The organism is Syntrophorhabdaceae bacterium (assembly GCA_036504895.1).
Taxonomy (GTDB): domain Bacteria; phylum Desulfobacterota; class Syntrophorhabdia; order Syntrophorhabdales; family Syntrophorhabdaceae; genus PNOM01.
This window is the reverse complement of record DASXUJ010000044.1, coordinates 38864-58371: the sequence shown is the minus strand read 5'-3', so window position 1 is coordinate 58371 and position 19508 is coordinate 38864. Positions and strand designations below refer to the sequence as shown.

Here is a 19508-nt window from a genome sequence, read left to right as displayed (position 1 = left end):
GGGGTTATTAATGGAGACACTTCGAAAATTTGAAAGAGTACTTGAAATCGTCGATCAGAACGGGAGGAGCTCCGCCCGTCTCATCCCCATACTGCAGGCCGTCCAGGCGGAATACCGTTATCTGCCCGAAGAGGTCCTCACTTTCGTGGCGACTTCTTTGGGGATCTCGCCCGCGAGAGTCTATGGGGTTGCCACATTCTATTCCCTGTTTACACTCAAACCTAAGGGAAAATATCTGATCAGGGTCTGTGACGGCACGGCGTGTCATGTGAAGAGGTCGATGGACCTCCATGATGCCCTAAGCAAGAAGCTCAGTCTTACGGAGGGCGAGGATACGACCCCGGATATGCTCTTTACCCTTGAGACCGTCAATTGTCTTGGCGCCTGCGGTCTTGCACCGGCAATGGTGGTCAATGAGGAAGTCTATGGCCAGCTTACCCCCGAGCGGGCAACGGAGATCGTAAGCGACATCATCCTGAAGGAGGCGCAGAGTGGATCTGACTACCATGGTGCTTAACAAGATAAAAACCGAGTATTGCTCCCGTGAGGCTGCCGTATCCCATAGAATAATAGTCTGCGCAGGTACGGGGTGTCTGGTAAACGGCTCCCTCAGGGTCTATGAGGAATTTGCGAACCGTATCGAGGCACAGGGTCTTCATGCGATAGTGGAGCTGAAGGCGGAAGAGGACGGGGTGTTCGTATCGAAGAGCGGATGCCAGGGGTTCTGTCAGATAGGGCCCCTTGTGACCATACTCCCGGAAGGCATCCTTTACAAGAAGGTCAAGCCGGGGGATGTGAAAGAGATTATAGAAGGGACGATCAAAAAGGGGCAGTTGGTCCACCGTCTGCTCTATATGGAGCCTGCCACCAAGAAAGTATGTGAAGGCATGGACGACATGGCCTTCTATAAACACCAGAAAAGGTTCGTCCTCAAGAACTGCGGCGTCATCGATCCGGAGGATATCAACGAATATATTGCCGCGGGAGGCTATTTTGCCGCCGCAAAAGCATGCGCGGATATGACCGCCGAAGAAATATGCGACATGATGGTCGATGCCGGACTCCGGGGAAGGGGAGGGGGCGGTTTTCCCACGGGAAGGAAATGGCACGCAGCCCGCGTTGAGAAAAGCGATAAGAAATATGTGATCTGTAATGGTGACGAGGGAGACCCCGGCGCCTTTATGGACATGGGCATTATGGAAGGCAATCCCCACAGTGTGATCGAAGGGATGATCATCGCATCCAGGGCAATCGAGGCCGATGAAGGATATGTGTACGTGCGCGCCGAATATCCCCTCGCAGTGAAAAGGGTGCGAAAAGCCATCGCCGATGCCTATAAGCTTGGCGCCTTGGGAAAACACGTGCTCGGCTCGGCACACACCTTCAATCTTCAGGTCATGGAAGGGGCGGGGGCATTCGTGTGCGGCGAGGAAACGGCATTGATCGCGTCTATCGAGGGGAAAAGGGGTATGCCCCTACCCAAGCCACCCTTCCCTTCTCAAAGCGGCCTCTGGAAGAAGCCCACCGTCATAAATAATGTGGAAACCTTGTCTACCGTACCCCTTGTAGTCTCGGAAGGGGTGGAGACCTTCAGGAATTTAGGGACCACCGATTCCCCCGGCACCAAGACCTTTGCCGTGACAGGTCATGTGGTCAATACCGGCCTTATCGAAATGCCCCTGGGTTCCACGCTTCGGCAGATCGTCTATAACGTAGCCGGAGGCATTACCACGGATGAAGGCCTTGCCGCGACCGACGGTTTCAAGGCGGTCCAGATAGGCGGACCTTCCGGAGGATGTCTTACCGAGGAGCACCTGGACCTGCCTATAGATTTCTATTCCGTAAGGAAAGTGGGAGCCATGGTGGGGTCCGGCGGTCTCGTGGTAATGAACAGGCACACCTGCATGGTGAGTGTAGCCCGGTTCTTTATGCAGTTCACCCAGAGTGAATCCTGCGGCAAGTGCGTGCTCTGCCGGGAAGGGACGAAACAGATGCTCGCCCTCCTCGATGAGATCATGGAGGGGAAAGCCACGGAGGAGACCCTCGTCATCCTTGAAGACCTTGCGCTGGCAGTGCAAAAAGGGTCCTTATGCGGCCTCGGAAAAACGGCGCCTAACCCGGTCCTCTCCACCCTGCGCCAGTTCCGTGGTGAATATCTCGCCCATGTAAAAGAGAGGCGCTGCCCCGCCGGGAAGTGCAAAAGCCTTGTGAGGCTCCAAATAAACCCCGAAATCTGTAACGGCTGCACCCTGTGTGCGAGGAAGTGCCCCGCCGGCGCCATATCGGGTGAGAAATGGAAACCCCACCGGATAGATCCCGCGACCTGCACCAAGTGCAGGCTCTGCCTGCAAAGCTGCAAGCATCACGCGATTATAGAGGAGATGCCATGAACGATAACTTCGTCACTATAGATAAAAAGGAAATACCCATCGGTGTCGAGCAGAACCTCCTTGAGCTGATACGAAAGGCAGGTATCGACCTCCCCACCTTCTGCTATCATTCCGAGTTAAGCGTATACGGCGCGTGCCGCCTCTGCATGGTCCATGTGGACGGCTCGGGGCTCGTGCCCGCCTGTTCCACTCCTCCTGCCCCCGGTATGAAAGTGAGCACCAATACAGATGAGACGAGGAAGATGAGGCGGATCATCGTGGAGCTGTTGCTCGCAAACCATAGCCAGCACTGCCCCACCTGTCAGAAAAGCGCGACATGCCAGCTTCAGGCCCTTGCCAGGCGGCTCGGCATCACAAAAATAAGGTTCAAGAGCCAGGACAGGGGCCTCCCCGTGGACAGCTCCTCGCCTTCCCTCGTCCGGGACCCCAATAAATGCGTGCTCTGCGGCGACTGCGTCCGGGTCTGCGAAGAGGTCCAATCCGTGGGGGCCATCGATTTCTCCTTCAGGGGATCAAAGACTCTCGTGATTCCGTCCTTCGGCAAAGAGCTCGACAAGGTGGAGTGCGTCAATTGCGGCCAATGCGCCCGGATATGCCCTACAGGGGCCCTTACCGCCAAATCGGAAGTGGAAGAGGTCTGGAAGGCCCTCCACGATCCTGAAAAGATAGTGGTCGCCCAGGTAGCCCCCGCGGTGCGGGTTGCGATCGGCGAAATGTTCGGCCTCGAGCCGGGGGTGACCGCTACAGGCCAGATCGCGGCTGCCCTCCGCGCCATCGGCTTCGACCGTGTCTTCGATACCTGCTTTACGGCAGACCTTACGGTGATAGAAGAGAGCAACGAGTTCATTAAACGCGTTGAAACAGGGGAGAATATGCCGATATTCACTTCCTGCTGCCCCGCATGGGTGAAATTCGTGGAACAGTACTACCCGGAGTTCGTGAGCCATCTCTCCACATGCCGCTCGCCCCAGCAGATGTTCGGCTCCCTCGCCAAAGAGGTGCTTCCCCACTACCTTGGGAAGAAAAAGGAGGACCTCGTGGTGGTCTCCATCATGCCGTGCACTGCGAAAAAATTCGAGGCCAAACGGTCCGAGTTTACCCACGCGGGCACCCCCGATGTAGACCATGTGCTCACGACCCAGGAACTGGGCTGCATGATAGAGGAGGCGGGTCTGCACTTCAAGGACCTTGGCCCTGAATCATTCCATCTCCCCTTTGGCTTCAAGACCGGTGCAGGCGTAATCTTCGGAAATTCCGGCGGCGTATCGGAAGCGGTATTGAGGTACGTGACCGAGCGATTGACGGGCGAAAAGCGCGACACCTACGAGTTTGCGAGCGTGAGGGGGGAAGCCGGTATCCGCGAGGCCGCCCTCAAAGTGAACGGGAAGGAATTCAGCCTCGCGGTAGTGAGCGGGCTCAAAAACGCCCGGAAAGTACTTGAAGACATCAAGGCGGGGACGGTAAAATACGATCTTGTGGAAGTAATGGCGTGCCCGGGCGGGTGCGTGGGCGGCGCGGGACAGCCCGTATCCCAAAATGCGGGCGTCCGGCAGAAGAGAACGAAAGGCATCTATGAAAACGACCGCATGCTGGAACTCCACAAATCGCAGGAAAACCCCTACGTGATGGATATTTACGGCAATCTTCTCGGTGAAGTGGGCGGTCATACGGCACACAAGTTGCTCCATACAGGCTACAAGAATAGAAAAAGGATCTCTGACGAACATATGGCGCTCTCAGGGGTCCATGCGGACCAGGGACTCGATGTGAACGTCTGCTTCGGCACGGGCTGTTTTCTCAAGGGATCTCAAAGGCTTCTCCAGGAGATCATGGAATATATCAGGGTCAATAGTCTTGACAGTTCGGTGAAGGTGAGCGCATCCTTTTGTTTCGAGCGCTGTGACAAGGGGCCCACCGTCCGGATCGGCGATACGATTATTGAAGGCTGTACCATTGACAAGGCTGCCAGGGCTATCGAAGAGAACACGCGCCGGCAGCCGGGTGAGGCGTTCACTGAAGAAGAGACGGGAATACACCAGGGGAAGGTTTGATAAAAAAGTGCAATGTGGGGCGGCGTATCACCTGTCTCCCCACAAAAGGGGATAAAAATGTCGGATAAAGGGATTCAGCAGATAGTATTTACCCTTACCGCCAGGTGCAGGGACTGTTACCGCTGCCTCAGGAGCTGCCCTGTAAAAGCCATACGGATGGAAAAAGGGCAGGCTTACGTGGACGGAACGAGATGCATCGCGTGCGGCACGTGCATCAAGGAATGTCCGCAGCAGGCAAAGGCGTTTCGTTATGACATAGATGTGGCCCAGAGGTTTATCGAGGCCGGCCAATTTGTGGTCGCGAGCATCGCCCCTTCTTTTGCGGCCGTCTTTAACGGCTGGCAGAGGAGCCGGCTCCCCTCCGCGTTACGGGCTCTCGGTTTTCGCTACGTGGGTCAGACTTCCCAGGGGGCCTACCAGATATCGGTTCATGCAAAGCATATTGCGGAAGAGGGGAGTAATAAGACATACATCGGCACCGCCTGCCCGGCACTCGTAAACTATATCGAAAAATATCAGCCCGAGCTAACGGGGAGCCTCCTTCCCCTCGTTTCGCCCATGGTGGCCCATGCCCGCATGCTGAAGGAGAAACTGGGGCCGGAGGTCAAGGTGGTCTTTATCGGGCCCTGCGTGGCGAAGAAGTCGGAGCTTTTTCGTCCCGAGGCCGCGGGAGTGGTCGACTGCGTCCTCACCTTCCGGGAGATTGCGACCTGGATGGAGCAGAAGAATATCGATCTCTCCACGTGCGAAGAGAGCAACTTCGATGAAAGACCCGTCCGGTCCGCCCAGCTCTACCCCCTGCCGGGGGGCATGATAAAAACAGCGGGACTCGTCGATGACGGGCTCAATATGAAGCTCTTGAGGGTGGACGGCATAGGCGGTACGAGGGAGCTTTTGAAAGCTGTCCCCGAAGGCACGCCCTACGCGATCATAGAGCCCCTCTTTTGCAACCAGGGATGCATTAACGGCCCGGGCATCGATACGGAAAAGAACATTTTCGAGCGCAGAAAAGATATCATCGATTATGACCAGGAGATAGAAAACGTAAGCGCAACGCCGGACGAGGTGAGGGAGACCGCCTTTTTCGCCGCCTCCTTCCATGACCGGGCAGTCGCCGCCTCTCAGGTGGCTGAAGAGAAGATCCAGCAGGTGCTCGAACGGACAGGGAAATCGGACCCCCAGCAGCAACTCAACTGCGGGGCCTGCGGTTATGACAGCTGCCGGGAGAAGGCCGTTGCCGTGGTGCTCGGCATGGCTGAACCTGAAATGTGTATCCCTTACATGAGAAGGCTTGCGGAGAGGAGGACCGATCAGATCGTGACCACCACACCCAACGGCGTTCTCATGCTCGACGAAGACCTGAATATCCTGAGCATGAACCCTGCATTCAAAAAATTCTTTCTCTGCACCGATGCGGTACTGGGCCGGCACGTCTCGTACCTCATGGACCCGGCGCCATATGAAAAGCTTATATCCGGAGTGGTCGATTCTCTCGACATCGACGTCACCCACCGCCACTATAATCTCCATTGCAGGGAGCGCCTCTACATCCTCAAGGAGGAAAAGCAGATCGTGGGAATTTTCATTAATATCACAACCCAGCAGGAGCACGAGAAGAAGCTTAACGATATGCGCTCCCAGACCATCGAGCAGGCAAACGAGCTCCTGGAGCACCAGATAAGAATGGCCCAGAATATGGCACAGTTCATCGGGGAGAGCACGGCCCGCGGTGAAGAGCTGGTCAGAAAACTATTGGCATTGAGTGAAGGGGATGAGAGCAAGTCTCAGTGAACCGCGAAAATATATTGAAGTAATCAATGCCCAGAGCGCCAAAAAGGCAGGACGGATATGTGGCGATTACATCGTCATCGACCGGACGCCTGAAGCCACTACTGTGGTCGTGGCCGATGGAATAGGCACGGGGATCAAGGCCAGGGTGGCCGCGGTTATGTGCGCGTCACGCCTCATGGAGCTTATCCGTCTCGGCTTCACCCTGAGGGAGGCGTGCGGAAAGATCGTGGACACTATGCACGAGGCGAGGACCAAGGATATCCCATTCTCTGCCTTTAGCGTCTGCCGCATCCTGAACAGCGGCCATGCAACAATAATGTCCTATGAAATTCCGGCGCCGATTCTCATCAACAATTATCTCGCCGCCTATCAGCCGAAGCAGCGCTTCTTCTCCATGGGGCTTGAGATGATCGCTGAAGTAAACTGCATGCTCGATTATGGCGACGGCATCGTAATGATGAGCGACGGAGTGAGCCAGGCAGGGCTCGGGTTCCAGTACCGCATGGGATGGGGGACCCAAGGTGCATGCGATTTTATTAACGGATGCCTGGTCCGGAAAGTCGATCTGAAAGGTGTGGCCGCAGAGGTGCTCGGAAAGGTGAAGGAGATATCGGGCACCACTTACGGCGACGATACCACGTGCGTGCTTCTCGTCTGCCGGGAAGCTCACTCTCTTAACGTCCTCACGGGTCCGCCGGCCAATAAGGCGAAAGATAAGGAAGCGGTAAAGGAGTTCATGGAGATGAAAGGCACGAAGATCGTCTGCGGCTCGACCACCGCCGAAGTAGTGGGCCGAATCCTTAAGACACCGGTGAACGTACGAGAGGTGTCGAATGCCTTTCACAAGCCCCCTTCTTATGAGATCACGGGTATAGATTATGCGACTGAGGGGGCGGTCACCCTGAACCAGCTCTATAATATACTGGACGAAAAGGCGGACAGGCTCGATCGCGATTCGTCCGTCTCCACCCTCTACAGACTTTTCCATTCTGCCGATACGATCAATTTCATCATGGGAACGGCTACCAATCCGGGCCATGAGAATATAGTTTTCAGACAGATGGGCATGTTCCCGCGGGAGGTCATAATTCAGCTGCTCGCGGAAAAACTACGTAAAATGGGCAAGCTCGTCAATGTGGAATACGTGTAGGCGGAATTTTCCGGTCACATCTCACGTCCCCCTCTCTAATTCTTAGCCGGCGCCAAAGACCTCAACCTCAACCTCAACCTTGCAAAGCCGCGAGGGAGGTGACAAATTTCCCCCTCCCTAGGCAAGAGTAGCTTCACGACATCGTGGCATGGAAAGACTCAAAAGGGGAAATATGTCCGCAGAGCGGCATGAACTACTTTATCTTGAGACCGACTCTCCCTGGTGCTGTCGCGGGAGATGATTGCGCGAGACATAGAGTAAGGGCCGGGAAAGGTTTGGTGATAATTGAAACAACAAAAACGGGGAATCCGGTTTCCCGAATTCCCCGTGTCGATCTTTCCTGTATGATTTAGTTGACGCCCCTGGCCTTGTACTTCGTGTGGAGCAGATGGTGTGATTTCTCGCCCAAGGGCTCTTTCAGATAATCTTCGTATACCCGCTTCACTGACGGGTTCTCGTGCGATTTCCTTCTGGGAAGGGATTTATCCTCGGCATAGAGGGCATCGGCCCGTGCCTTTCTTATCCGGCTGTTCACGGGGATAGGCTGACCGCCGCCGCCTACGCAGCCACCGGGGCACGCCATCACTTCTATAAAATGGTAATCTGCCTCTCCCGCCTTCAGCTTCTCCATGAGTTTACGCGCATTGCCGAGGCCGTGGGCGACCGCTACTTTCACGTCTCCTACGCCTTCTATGGGCACGGTAGCCTCTTTTATGCCCGTAAGTCCCCGTACGGCAATGAAATCGAGGTTTTCCAGGGCTTTTCCCGTCAGTATCTCATAGGCGGTACGAAGGGCGGCTTCCATGACGCCGCCTGTGGCGCCGAAAATCGTGCCCGCGCCCGTGTACTCACCCATAGGTGAATCATATTCGCCGTCTTCCAGCTCGTTAAACTCTATACCTGCCTGCTTTATCATTCTCGCAAGCTCACGGGTGGTGAGGACATAATCCACATCCTTATACCCGCTGTCCGTCATCTCCGGCCGGTCGCATTCGAATTTCTTTGCCGTGCAAGGCATTACGGAGACAACCACGATATCCTTCGGGTTGAGTCCTTCCTTTTCGGCAAAATAAGTCTTTGCGAGAGCCCCGAGCATCTGCTGGGGGGATTTACAGGTGGAAAGGTGGGGCAGGAGATCGGGATAAAAATGCTCGATAAATTTAATCCATCCGGGGCTGCAGCTCGTAATGAGCGGCAGGGTCCCGCCTTCCTTTACGCGTTTGATAAGCTCCGTGCCTTCCTCGAGAATAGTCAGGTCGGCGGTGAAGTTGGTATCGAAGATACGGTCGAAACCGAGTTTACGTACCGCGGCGAGCATCTTGCCCGTGACCAGGGTTCCGGGCTCATACCCGAATTCCTCTCCCAGGGCGGCGCGTACTGCCGGGGCGTCCTGGACCACGACGAACTTCGTCGGATCCGAGAGAGCTTCCCACACGGCGTCGATACTCGATTTTTCGGTGATTGCGCCCACGGGGCATACGAGCGAACACTGGCCGCAATTCGTACATGCCACGTCGCTGATGCTTTCGTCAAAGGCGGGCGCGATTTTCGATTCAAATCCTCTGCCCTGGGCGAAAAGGGCGGTGACGGTCTGCACGTTCTGGCAGACAGAGACGCACCTGCGGCAGAGGATGCATTTGCTCTGGTCTCTTACTAATGAAGCCCCCTTGTTGTCCATGCCCCCTTCGCTTTTGGCTCCCGTAAACCTGACTTCCCTGATTCCCAACTCTTCAGTCAGTTTTTGAAGCTCGCAGTTCAGGTTGCGTGCGCAGGTAAGGCAATCCATGGGGTGGTTGGAGAGGAGCATCTCCACGGAAAACTTCCTGGCCTTTCGTACCCTTTCGGTGCTGGTGTGCACCGTAATACCCTCGGTTGCCGGAAAGACGCATGCGGCCTGGAGCGCCCGATTACCCTCCACTTCCACGAGGCATACCCGGCATGCGCCGATGGCCTGCACCTCGTCAAGATAACAAAGCGTCGGGATGTGGATCTTGGCCTTTCTGGCAGCCTGGAGAACGGTAGTCCCCTGCTCGACCTCTATCTTTTGCCCGTCTATGGTTAAGTTTATCATACCTCATCACGCTCCTTGATCTAATTTGTGGATTGCTCGTCCTGCCTGAGGTAGCAATGGAGGCACCTCTTGGCCTCCTCGACCGCTGCCTTGGACGGATAGGGGAGCACTACTTCCTTAAAGTTTTTATACCTTTCGGAGAGAGGTATAGACGGAGATTCGGCCCTCCCCCTCTCTTTCTGGTATTCTTCTTCATTATAGGAGACCACGAGTTTGACGAGTCTCTCGCGGAAGGTATCGCTCAGCATTCCGTCGCCTCCCAGATATTTGTCGATTGCCAGGGCTGCCCTCTTTCCGTCTCCTATGGCTTCCACCACAGTGGCCGGGCCCCTTACCGCGTCTCCGGCGGCAAATATGCCTTGCCGAGCTGTGGCCAGGGTCTTGAGGTCATCCACTGCAATAGTGCCGCTGGGGCTCACGCCCACGCCGTCCCCATTGAGATAGGAGAGGTCGGGGACCTGTCCGATGGCGGCGATGACTGTATCTACATCGAGGGTGAACTCTGAACCGGGTATGGTCTCGGGTCTGCGCCTTCCGCTCTTGTCGAAGGCGCCGAGCGACATGCGCACGCACTCGATCTGCACAAGCTTTCCGTTTTCGGCGATGAGTCTTTTCGGTGCAACGAGGGTATGGATTTTCACGCCCTCATGCTCGGCTTCCACAATTTCTTCCTCATAGGCGGGCATGTCTTCCTTCTCCCTGCGATAGAGGATTACCACATTTTTTGCCCCGAGTCGAAGAGCCGACCGGGCCGCGTCGATGGCAACGTTACCGCCGCCTACCACCGCCACCTGGCCTTCCACTTTCACCGCCTTTTTGAGGTTCAGATTGCGCAGGAAGGTCGCGCCGTCAACTACTCCGTCGCTGTCGTCTCCCGGGATGCCCAGGGTCTGGCCCTTGTGGGCGCCGGTCGCCATGAGTACTGCGCCGTATCCGTCGGAGAAGAGTTTCTCGACTGTAATATCTTTGCCTATGGCAGTGTTATATTTGATTTCCACACCGAGATCGGTAATTGATTTTACCTCGGCGTTCAGGGTTTCTTTGGGTAAGCGGTATTCGGGGATGCCCACGGCGAGCATGCCTCCCGGTACGGGCAGCGATTCGAATACCGTCACCTTATACCCCTTGGCAGCAAGATAATAGGCAGCGGTGAGTCCCGCAGGACCTGCGCCGATAATGGCAATCCTGGCATCCTTGGCATCCGCTACCTTGGGACGGTAAGGGGTGAAGGAATTCATGTCGAAATCAGCGGCAAAACGTTTGAGGGCGCAGATCGCAACGGGTTCGTCGACCTGCTGTCTGCGGCACTTGGTCTCGCACGGATGGACGCAGACGCGTCCGCACACCGCGGGGAAAGGATTCCCCTCTTTTATTACGGCGACGGCATCTTCGAATCTCCCTTCGCTGATGAGGGTGACATAACCCCATGCGTTCTGGCCTGCGGGGCAGGCATTCTGGCAGGGGGCATCGAAGAGGGAGGAACAGACCCCCGCACGGCAATGCTTATCTTTTATATGCTCCTCATACTCGTTCCTGAAAAACCTGAGGGTCGAGAGTACCGGGTTCGGGGCGGTCTGGCCGAGGCCGCAAAGGGCCGCATCCTTTATCCGTTCGGAAAGCTCGATAAGGCTGTCGATGTCGCCTTCACGGCCCTGTCCCCGGACGATCCGGTTGAGGATCTCGAGCATTCTCTTAGTCCCGATACGGCAGGGAGGGCATTTTCCGCAGGACTCGTCCTGGATGAAATCGACGAAGAAGCGGGCGAAATCGACCATGCAGGTGTCTTCATCGGCCACGATCAAACCGCCGGAGCCGACAATGGCGCCTAATTCCTGCACCGACTCGTAATCTATGGGGACATTGAGGTGCTGGGTGGGGATACAACCGCCTGACGGCCCGCCGAGCTGGGCAGCCTTGAATTTCTTACCGCCCTTTATGCCGCCTCCGATATCGAAGACCAGCTCGCCCAGGGAAGTGCCCATGGGTACTTCAACGAGACCGGTATTATTTACATTGCCTGCGAGAGCGAAGACCTTGGTGCCCTTGCTCTTCTCCGTTCCGAAGGCTGCATACCAGTCCGCGCCTTTATTGATAATGGCGGCGATATTGGCATAGGTTTCTACATTATTGAGGAGGGTCGGCGCATTGAAAAGGCCGCGCACTGCCGGGAAAGGAGGTCTCGGCCTCGGCTCGCCTCTCTTTCCCTCGATGGAGAACATAAGGGCCGTTTCCTCGCCGCAGACGAAAGCCCCTGCGCCGATACGGATATCGAGGTTGAAGTCGAATCCTGTCTCGAAAATATTCTTGCCGAGGAACTTGTACTCCTTTGCCTGGTTGATTGCCCACGTGAGCCGCTCGATGGCAAGGGGATATTCCGCCCTCACGTATACATACCCCTGATGGGCGCCGATGGTGTACCCTGCGATGATCATGGCTTCGATCACGCTATGGGGGTCGCCTTCGAGAACGCTCCGGTCCATGAATGCGCCGGGGTCTCCCTCATCCGCGTTACAGACCACATATTTCACGTCGCCTATGGCCTTTTGGGCAAATTTCCATTTCATGCCGGTGGGGAATCCCCCGCCGCCGCGGCCGCGAAGACCCGACCGGATAATCTCGTCCACCACCTGGTCCTGTGTCATGGAGGTGAGTACTTTCCCCAGGGCCTGATACCCATCACGGGCGATATATTCATCTATATTCAATGGGTTGATCATGCCGCAGTTTCTGAGCACGATCTTCTCCTGGTTCTTGAAGAAGGTAATGCCTTTTAAATCCGGAATCGTCTTTGCGGTGAGGGGCTCCTTGTAAAGAAGGCGCTCTACGATCCGTCCCTTGAGGAGATGTTCGGTTACCACTTCTTCCGCGTCGGAAGGCTTCAGCTTCTGATAGAAGATCCCTTCGGGATAGACCAGGGCGAGAGGGCCGAGATCGCAGGAGCCTACGCAGCCGGTCTCAATAACCTTAACCTCTTCCTGAAGACCGTGTTCTATAATCTTAATAACGAATGCATCTCTTATTTCCCGGCAGCCTGAAGATACACAGGCGGCTCCGGCACATACTAATACATGAGCACGCACTAGCTCCATGTCAGACCCCTCCTTACTTGTATTGGTCAAGAATTTCCATTATTTTCGTCGTTTTCACCCGACCGTACACATCGTTATCGACCAGCATGGCAGGAGCGAGGCCGCATGCCCCGATACAACGGACCACATCTACCGAATACCTTCTATCTTCCGTGGTCGAGCCCACGTCGACTTTCAGCTCTTTCTCGACTTTCCCGAGGGTCTGCTGGCCGCCCCTGACGTAGCATGCGGTGCCGAGGCAGACTTTCACGCTGTGGCGTCCCTTGGGTACGGTAGAGAAGAAGGAATAGAAGGTAATTACCCCGTACACTTCGTTCATGGAGACCCCGAGGCCTTCCGCAACCTTCTGCTGCACTTTCCTCGGAAGATAGCCGAAGAGGTTCTGCGCCTTATGAAGGGCCATAATCAGCTCTTCCGGCTTTCCGCGGTGTTCTTCGATGATCAGATCTAATCTTGGGTAAAGCTCTTCTTCGCTCAATTGAGCGCATGTGCATTCATGGTTGTCATCGGCCATGCTGTTCCTCCTTATAATGCCGTTTTACCTTCATCCAGGGACCGGGTTCCCCCGGGGCTCGGGATAAATCTTTCATATGTTTTAACGATGGCGCCTTTCACCTTCTATTCCGAGATCACCTTTCCGTCGACCTTGCTTCTCTTGATGTAGTGCGTATGGAGGAGGTGATGGGCCTTTCCGGTATAGGGCTGACCCAGATATTTTTCGTAAATAGCCTTTATTGAGGGGTTCTCATGAGATCTGCGGAGAGGCAAAGATTTGTCCTCTGCATAGAGGGTCTGGCCCCTGCGTGCCCTTCTTGCCATGTCACTGCCCCACGGCTGTCCTCCGCCGCCCACGCAGCCTCCCGGACACGCCATGACTTCGACAATCTGATATTCACTCTTTCCTGTAGCCGCGATCTGCTCCGATATCTTGTCGAGGAGCTTCCTCGCGTTTCCGAGACCGTGGGCAACGGCGGTCTTTATCTTGAGGCCATCCACGTCCACTTCGAGCTCCTTGACGCCCTTCATGCCTCTTAAAGCGGTAATGTCAGGGTTTTCGAGCTCCCGGCCGGTGATGAGGAAGAAGGCGCTTCGCAAGGCTGCCTCCATGACGCCGCCCGTGGCGCCGAAGATGGTGCCCGCGCCCGTGTATTCGCCGAGGGGGTCGTCCGCCAGCTCATCGGGCATCTCCTTGAGGTCGATACCCGCTTCTTTCATCATCCTGGCGATCTCTCTCGTGGTCAGGACGTAATCCACGTCCTGATATCCGCTCGTCCTCATCTCGGGACGCTCGCATTCGAATTTCTTGGCGGTACAGGGCATGATGGAGATGGAGACGATCTTTTCCGCGGGTATGCCCTTAAGCTCCGCATAATAGGTTTTCGCCAGGGTGCCGAACATCTGCTGGGGCGACTTGGCCGACGATGCATTCTTTACCAGATCGGGGTAAAAGGTTTCCAGGAATTTAACCCATCCCGGAGAACAGGAGGTGATGACCGGCAGGTCCCTGTTTTTCGTAATCCTGTCCACGATCTCCGTGCCTTCTTCCATAATGGTGAGGTCGGCGGTGAAATTCGTGTCAAAGACAGCATCGAACTTGAGGCGCCTGAGGGCCGCGTGCATCTTACCGGAGACGAGGGTCCCCGGCTCCATACCGAACTCTTCTCCGAGCATGGCCCGTACTGCAGGTGCTTCCTGGACCACTACGTGCTTATCGGGATCGTTTAGCGCCTCCCATACTTTATCCACATGACTTTTTTCGTACAGGGCGCCCACCGGACAATAGACGGTGCACTGGCCGCAGTTGACGCAGACGCTGTTTCCCATGCCCTGATTAAAGGCGTCGGTGATCTGGGTATCGAAGCCCCTCTGGTCGAGGGACAGAGCATTTACCGTCTGAATCTCGGAGCATACCTGAATACACCTGCCGCAGAGGATGCACTTGTTGGGGTCTCTCACGATAGAGGCGCTTGTCGTATCGATAGGCCTTGTCTGTTCCAGCCGCGGGTAAGTGAGGGTGTTTATGCCCACGAGCTTGGCCACATACTGCAACTCGCATGCCTGGTTCTTTACACAGGTCAGGCAGTCCATATCGTGATTGGAGAGGATAAGCTCCACGATCTCCTTTCTGGCGCTGCGCACTTTAGCCGTATTGGTGTGGACCTTCCAGCCCCGCTCGAGACGGGTCATGCACGCCCTTTTCATGGCGGGGAAACCCTCGATTTCCACCACGCAAAGCCCGCATGAGCCCTCCGGGGTAAGATCGGGATTATAGCAGAGGGTGGGAATTCTGAAACCCGCCTTCCTCGCTGCTTCGAGGACGGTGGTTCCTTCCTCTACCTCAACTTCTATCTTATTTATGGTTGCATTAATCATCATGGATCTTTATTGCCTCCTCATGGCATTATTGGACCTGGGCGACTATCTCGTCCCGGAAATATTTAAGCGCGCTCGATACGGGGAGGTAAAGGGACTGTCCGAGGGGACAGAAGGAAGTGTCCTTCATGACCTCCGAGATCCGAAGGAGCCCGTCAACGTCGGTCTTGTCGCCCACGGATGAGGCCACACGGTCGATAAGCTCCACGAGCCGGGCGGTGCCAAGCCTGCACGGCACGCAATGGCCGCACGATTCGTGCTTGAAAAAGTGAAGGACGCTCTTCAGCATATCCACTATATCCGTATCCTCGTCCATAACCAGAATGGCGCCCGAGCCGAGGGCTGCCGAATACTCCCTCAGGTTCACGAAATCCATCTTTACATCGAGCATGTCGGGTCCGAGGAATGCGCCTGCGGCGCCGCCCACGAGAGCTCCTTTGAACCTTTTCCCACCCCTGATGCCTCCGCCGTAGTCGAATATGATATCCCGAAGGGTGGTACCCATCTCGACTTCGATGAGACCGGGGGTGACCACATGGCCCAGTATGGTATAGACTTTCGTACCCGAGCATTTCTCGGTGCCGTATTTCTTGAAATTCTCCGCTCCGCCCGAAATAATCTCCGGTATGTTCGACAGGGTCTCCACGTTATTGACTACTGTGGGCTTGCCCCAAAGGCCTGAAGTGATGGGGTAGGGGGGCTTATTTCTTGGATGGCCTCTCTTGCCTTCCAGAGATTCGATGAGGGCCGTCTCCTCGCCACATACATACGCGCCGGCGCCTTTCATTACCGCAATGTCGAAGCTGAAATTCGAATCGAATATATTGTTTCCGAGAATTCCCAGTTTACGCGCATCGGCGATAGCCTTTTCAAGCCTCTCGATGGAAAGGGTATACTCGCCCCGGATATAGACGAAACCTTTTGTGGCGCCTACCGCGTATCCCGCAATGATCATGCTCTCCACGAGCTTGTGGGGGTCGCCTTCCAGAATGAGACGGTCTTTGAACGTTCCCGGCTCGCCTTCATCGGCATTGCAGACCACATATTTTTCGGGGTTCTCAACCTTCGAAGCGAATTCCCACTTGAGTCCCGTGGGGAATGCCGCGCCGCCCCTTCCGGCAAGACCCGCGTGTTTCACCTCGGCCACCACTTCATCGGGCTTCATCGAGGTTAAGGCTTTTGCCGCCGCCTCGTAAGTGCCGGCTGCAATCGCCTCTTCAATGCTTTCCGGATTGATGAAACCGCAGTTTTTAAGGACGATGCGGGGCTGTTCCCGAAGTAACCCCGTGACCTCCTTGCGGATCACGGTGCGTTTGGGTGCGTGAGCGAGTACGAGACGGGCTACCTGCCTCCCTTTGAGCAGATGCTGCTCCACGAGCTCGGGCACATCGGACGGGGTGACGTTCGCATAGTAAATGCCTTCCGGATATACGACCAGTACCACGCCCTGGTCCTCTATTCCCACGCTTCCCGTCTCGAGTACTGCAATCTCCTGGGAAAGGCCCTGGCTCGCGATCTCTTTTATGAGCGCCTCTTCCACTCCCCGGGCGCCCGCGATGACGGTATTGGCATCTATACTTATAAGGACATGATTTCTTACCGTGTTCATAGGCTCCCTCTCCTCTCCTCCAGAATGGTGTCAACCTTTTCAGGAGTAAGTTTCCCGATTGTCTCGCTGTTCATCATCAAGGCCGGCGCCACCCCGCATACTCCGAGGCAGCTCGTAAGCTCGAGAGTGAAAAGGCCGTCGGGGGTAGTCTGCCCTACTTCAACCTTCAGTTTTTCTTTCAGATAGTCGAGCAGGGACCCTGAGCCCATGAGATGGCATGGGGGTGATTCGCAAAGTCGAATGATGTAGCGACCGCGGGGTTTCAGGCTGAACATGGTATAGAAGGTCGCAACACCGTGGACGAAGCTATAAGGCAGGTTCAGATAATCGGCGCATACCTTTATATCTTCCTGTGCCACATAGTGCTGCTCGTTATTGTCCTGAAGGTCGTGCAGGATATAGAGGATATTGTCCGGCCGGGGTTCAAACTTTTTTAGTATGGCGTCTCGATACAAGTCTCACCCTCCTTTACTTTGCTTCGATCACGTAGTCGATAACGGGCCTGTTGCCCACAAGGTGCTCTTCGACGATCCTGACGGCCTTTTTCTTGTCGATATTCCCGTAGACGATCACGGGCTTTCCCTCTTCGAAAACCTCGATCATGGGCTCCTGTGATGCGAGTCCCTTTTCACCGGTTTGGGTGACGACTACGTCGAGCAGGTTTCTCGCGCCGATCTCCTCAACGAATGTCTTGAGCACTTCCCGCGCCCCTGCGGCGATGCCGCTCGTACCCATACCCACCACTACTTTGATCCTCGTCTTCTTCTGCCGTAACTCGATATCCTTCTCCGCCTTTTCTCTGATCTTTCGAAGCTCTTCTAAATTCATAGTGCCTCCCCTGTGCCTGTGTGGCTAGTTTATAAGAATCGAGACTAATTTATAAATAAATCGTTGTTTTTCGTCAATAAATATTGTTAAAAATTTCACAAATCCCTTAATTTAAAATATGTTCTTTACGAACATTATTCCCACTTGTATACAAAAATAACTCTCTCAATCACGTGTCGAATGTACTAAATTCTATATAAAAAACAATTTTTCGTCAAGAAATTCCAAAAGGAAATTCATCACCTCCGGGTGATTGATGGGTACGCCGCCTATCATCTCTTTTACCTCGGTTGTATACAGGCCGAAGGCCTTGTCGTCTACCCTCACGTCAAAAGTGAAATCCACGTCCGGATTTCCTACGACCAGAACCAGGATCGTATCCTTGAGATTTCCCAAAGGAGGAAGATCAGGATGGTCCAGTTGAAAGGAGACGCGGATATCGACCCCCTGTCCGGGAGTGCTCGTGAGACTGAACCGTCCTCCGCATGTCTCGGCAGTGCCTTTCAACAGGGGAATTCCGAGACCTACCTTTTTCCCCTTTTTAGTGGAAAAGAAAGGGTCTGTTACCCTTCTCACCATCTCTTCGTCCATACCCTTACCGTCATCCCTGAAGGTTACGGACAGGATATTGGCGCCATGGTCCACGTCAATGGAGACGATTATATGCCGCGCCCCCGCGGTAAGGGCATTGGCTGCTATATCCATTATGTGGGCACACAGTTCCTCCATCATCTTATGTAACGGGTTCTCCCTCTACTCCATCGCAGCTTTGAAAACTTCTCCGGCCACGCATTTAAGATTGTGATGAAGCACTCTCTATAGCAACCTTCGTGCCACAAACCGGAAATTTTGTAGAGTGGCGTGTTTCCTGTGCTCGCTGCGGCGCAACCTTTCCGTCAGGACGCTTAATCTCAATCTGTAGTGTGTAACTATTATACAACTTTGTGCCGAAATGTTCCACTCTCTGTCTTTTGGGATTCATGGAATGACCATAACACGAACTTGTCACTCTATGCGCCCACCGGCGGTTTTGCCCGTCAGGCCTTTGAGCGCCTCCACCAGTCCTTCGAAACAAGGCTCGGGCATCTCGAGAGAGGTCCTTCTCCGGCCGATATCCGCCGGATAATGGGCATCGGAAAAGGTAACGAAGGGCAGCCCTTTTCTTGTGATAAAAGGGAGCACCCGGGGGATATTGTCGATATCATGTATCTCCAGGGCGTCAAAATCCAGGTTTTCCGGTATATATCCCAGTTGGCTTATGATGCTGAAGGTCGGATTGTCTATATGGGATGGGATCACGATACCCCCGTGGGACTTGATGAGCCGGACCGCATCGTCGAGGGATAATTCAACGGAATTGAGGAGGAGGCGGTTTTCAAAGCGGATGATGTTGTCGTTCTCGTCGACCACTACCTGATCGCCGAAATAATCGGGATTATTCTCCACCTGCGGCAACGATCGGTAGACCTCTTCATGGAAGGCACACGCTATTTCATTGGCCCCGAAGATGGCGAGCAAATGAATCTCCTCGCTCGTCTGCAGCTCCATTCCCGGGAGAACCAGGAGGTCGTTTCTCCTGCCGATCTCTTCAGTGCACCGGGCATTCTCCACCATATTGTGATCGGTTATGGCGATAATGTCCAGTCCGGCCCGGCGCGCCCTGCCGACGATCTCCCTGGGCGACATCTCCAGGCTTGCGCAGGGAGAGAGGGCCGTGTGGATGTGGAGGTCGCAGGAATAACTGTTCAACCATTTCCGCCTTTTTGGAGAACATTATAGAGGATCCCGCTGATTTCGAAGGCAGAGCGATGGTCTCTCAAGATGGCGATGCCCTCGGTCCTTGCCTTTTGAATGACCCCTTCTTCCACCGGGAGGTTGCGGGGGACCACGATGGCGCATATCTCCTTTAGCTGGGCTACCCCGAGGATGTTTATATGTCTTTGCACGGTAATCCAGACTGAATTCCTGCCTGCGTGCGCGATCACGTCGGAGAGCAGGTCCGAAGTGTAGCCGGACTCCACAGGCCTCTCCAGATTCACGTCCCCCGTCAGGTTCTCGAGATTCAACACGCTGACAAGCTCACGAACAGTCATAGTCTCCTCCTCTTTAGGTGTCGGTACTGCCATTGTAAGAATGGATGGGATTCCTGACGAAAA

At 55.0% G+C, this 19508-nt stretch carries 14 protein-coding genes and 1 pseudogene; 5 read left to right on the top strand and 10 right to left on the bottom strand.

The features are described from left to right. Positions 1–10 precede the first annotated feature (10 nt). From nuoE to VGJ94_05490, 5 genes are read left to right on the top strand one after another with little or no spacing between them, the layout of a single operon-like run. Positions 11–517 (top strand): NADH-quinone oxidoreductase subunit NuoE, encoded by a 507-nt coding sequence (nuoE, locus tag VGJ94_05510; GenBank protein ID HEY3276057.1) that lies wholly within the window; start codon positions 11–13, stop codon positions 515–517. Then, positions 492–2390 carry an NADH-ubiquinone oxidoreductase-F iron-sulfur binding region domain-containing protein gene (locus tag VGJ94_05505; GenBank protein ID HEY3276056.1) on the top strand — a complete coding sequence of 633 codons (1899 nt, stop codon included), beginning with the start codon at positions 492–494 and terminating at the stop codon, positions 2388–2390. The genes nuoE and VGJ94_05505 overlap by 26 nt, the downstream gene beginning before the upstream one ends. Next, the gene (locus VGJ94_05500) at positions 2387–4441 is read left to right on the top strand and encodes a [FeFe] hydrogenase, group A (GenBank protein ID HEY3276055.1); all 2055 of its coding nucleotides are present in this window, start codon (positions 2387–2389) and stop codon (positions 4439–4441) included. Before VGJ94_05505 ends, VGJ94_05500 begins: the two co-directional genes overlap by 4 nt. A gap of 57 nt (positions 4442–4498) precedes the next feature. Then, entirely contained in the window at positions 4499–6232 is a 1734-nt protein-coding gene (locus VGJ94_05495) for a [Fe-Fe] hydrogenase large subunit C-terminal domain-containing protein (protein ID HEY3276054.1), read from the top strand. Beyond that, positions 6213–7382 carry a SpoIIE family protein phosphatase gene (locus VGJ94_05490; GenBank protein HEY3276053.1) on the top strand — a complete coding sequence of 390 codons (1170 nt, stop codon included), beginning with the start codon at positions 6213–6215 and terminating at the stop codon, positions 7380–7382. The genes VGJ94_05495 and VGJ94_05490 overlap by 20 nt, the downstream gene beginning before the upstream one ends. A 349-nt stretch (positions 7383–7731) precedes the next feature. Here the strand turns inward: VGJ94_05490 and VGJ94_05485 are convergent, their stop codons facing one another. The 10 genes and pseudogenes from VGJ94_05485 to VGJ94_05440 form a co-directional block, all read right to left on the bottom strand. Beyond that, positions 7732–9453 carry an NADH-dependent [FeFe] hydrogenase, group A6 gene (locus tag VGJ94_05485; GenBank protein ID HEY3276052.1) on the bottom strand — a complete coding sequence of 574 codons (1722 nt, stop codon included), beginning with the start codon at positions 9451–9453 and terminating at the stop codon, positions 7732–7734. A 20-nt stretch (positions 9454–9473) separates the two neighbouring features. Then, positions 9474–12542 carry an NADH-quinone oxidoreductase subunit NuoF gene (gene nuoF / locus VGJ94_05480; protein ID HEY3276051.1) on the bottom strand — a complete coding sequence of 1023 codons (3069 nt, stop codon included), beginning with the start codon at positions 12540–12542 and terminating at the stop codon, positions 9474–9476. A 13-nt stretch (positions 12543–12555) separates the two neighbouring features. Continuing rightward, a complete protein-coding gene (locus VGJ94_05475) occupies positions 12556–13056 on the bottom strand; it encodes an NAD(P)H-dependent oxidoreductase subunit E (protein ID HEY3276050.1) in 501 nt (166 codons plus the stop codon). A 104-nt stretch (positions 13057–13160) separates the two neighbouring features. Next, positions 13161–14918: an NADH-dependent [FeFe] hydrogenase, group A6 gene (locus VGJ94_05470; protein HEY3276049.1), complete on the bottom strand. Its 1758-nt coding sequence runs from the start codon at positions 14916–14918 to the stop codon at positions 13161–13163. Positions 14919–14943: 25 nt separating this feature from the next. Next, positions 14944–16524 carry an NADH-quinone oxidoreductase subunit NuoF gene (gene nuoF, locus VGJ94_05465; GenBank protein ID HEY3276048.1) on the bottom strand — a complete coding sequence of 527 codons (1581 nt, stop codon included), beginning with the start codon at positions 16522–16524 and terminating at the stop codon, positions 14944–14946. Next, a complete protein-coding gene (locus VGJ94_05460) occupies positions 16521–16979 on the bottom strand; it encodes an NAD(P)H-dependent oxidoreductase subunit E (GenBank protein HEY3276047.1) in 459 nt (152 codons plus the stop codon). The genes nuoF (VGJ94_05465) and VGJ94_05460 overlap by 4 nt, the downstream gene beginning before the upstream one ends. A 13-nt stretch (positions 16980–16992) precedes the next feature. Then, a complete protein-coding gene (locus tag VGJ94_05455) occupies positions 16993–17352 on the bottom strand; it encodes a (2Fe-2S) ferredoxin domain-containing protein (GenBank protein ID HEY3276046.1) in 360 nt (119 codons plus the stop codon). Between the two features lie 192 nt (positions 17353–17544). Further along, positions 17545–18087, bottom strand: a pseudogene (locus VGJ94_05450) (sensor histidine kinase). A gap of 270 nt (positions 18088–18357) precedes the next feature. Next, positions 18358–19101, bottom strand: a complete 744-nt coding sequence (locus VGJ94_05445; GenBank protein ID HEY3276045.1) for a PHP-associated domain-containing protein — start codon at positions 19099–19101, stop codon at positions 18358–18360. Beyond that, positions 19098–19445 carry a hypothetical protein gene (locus VGJ94_05440; GenBank protein ID HEY3276044.1) on the bottom strand — a complete coding sequence of 116 codons (348 nt, stop codon included), beginning with the start codon at positions 19443–19445 and terminating at the stop codon, positions 19098–19100. The genes VGJ94_05445 and VGJ94_05440 overlap by 4 nt, the downstream gene beginning before the upstream one ends. Between the last annotated feature and the right edge of the window lie 63 nt (positions 19446–19508).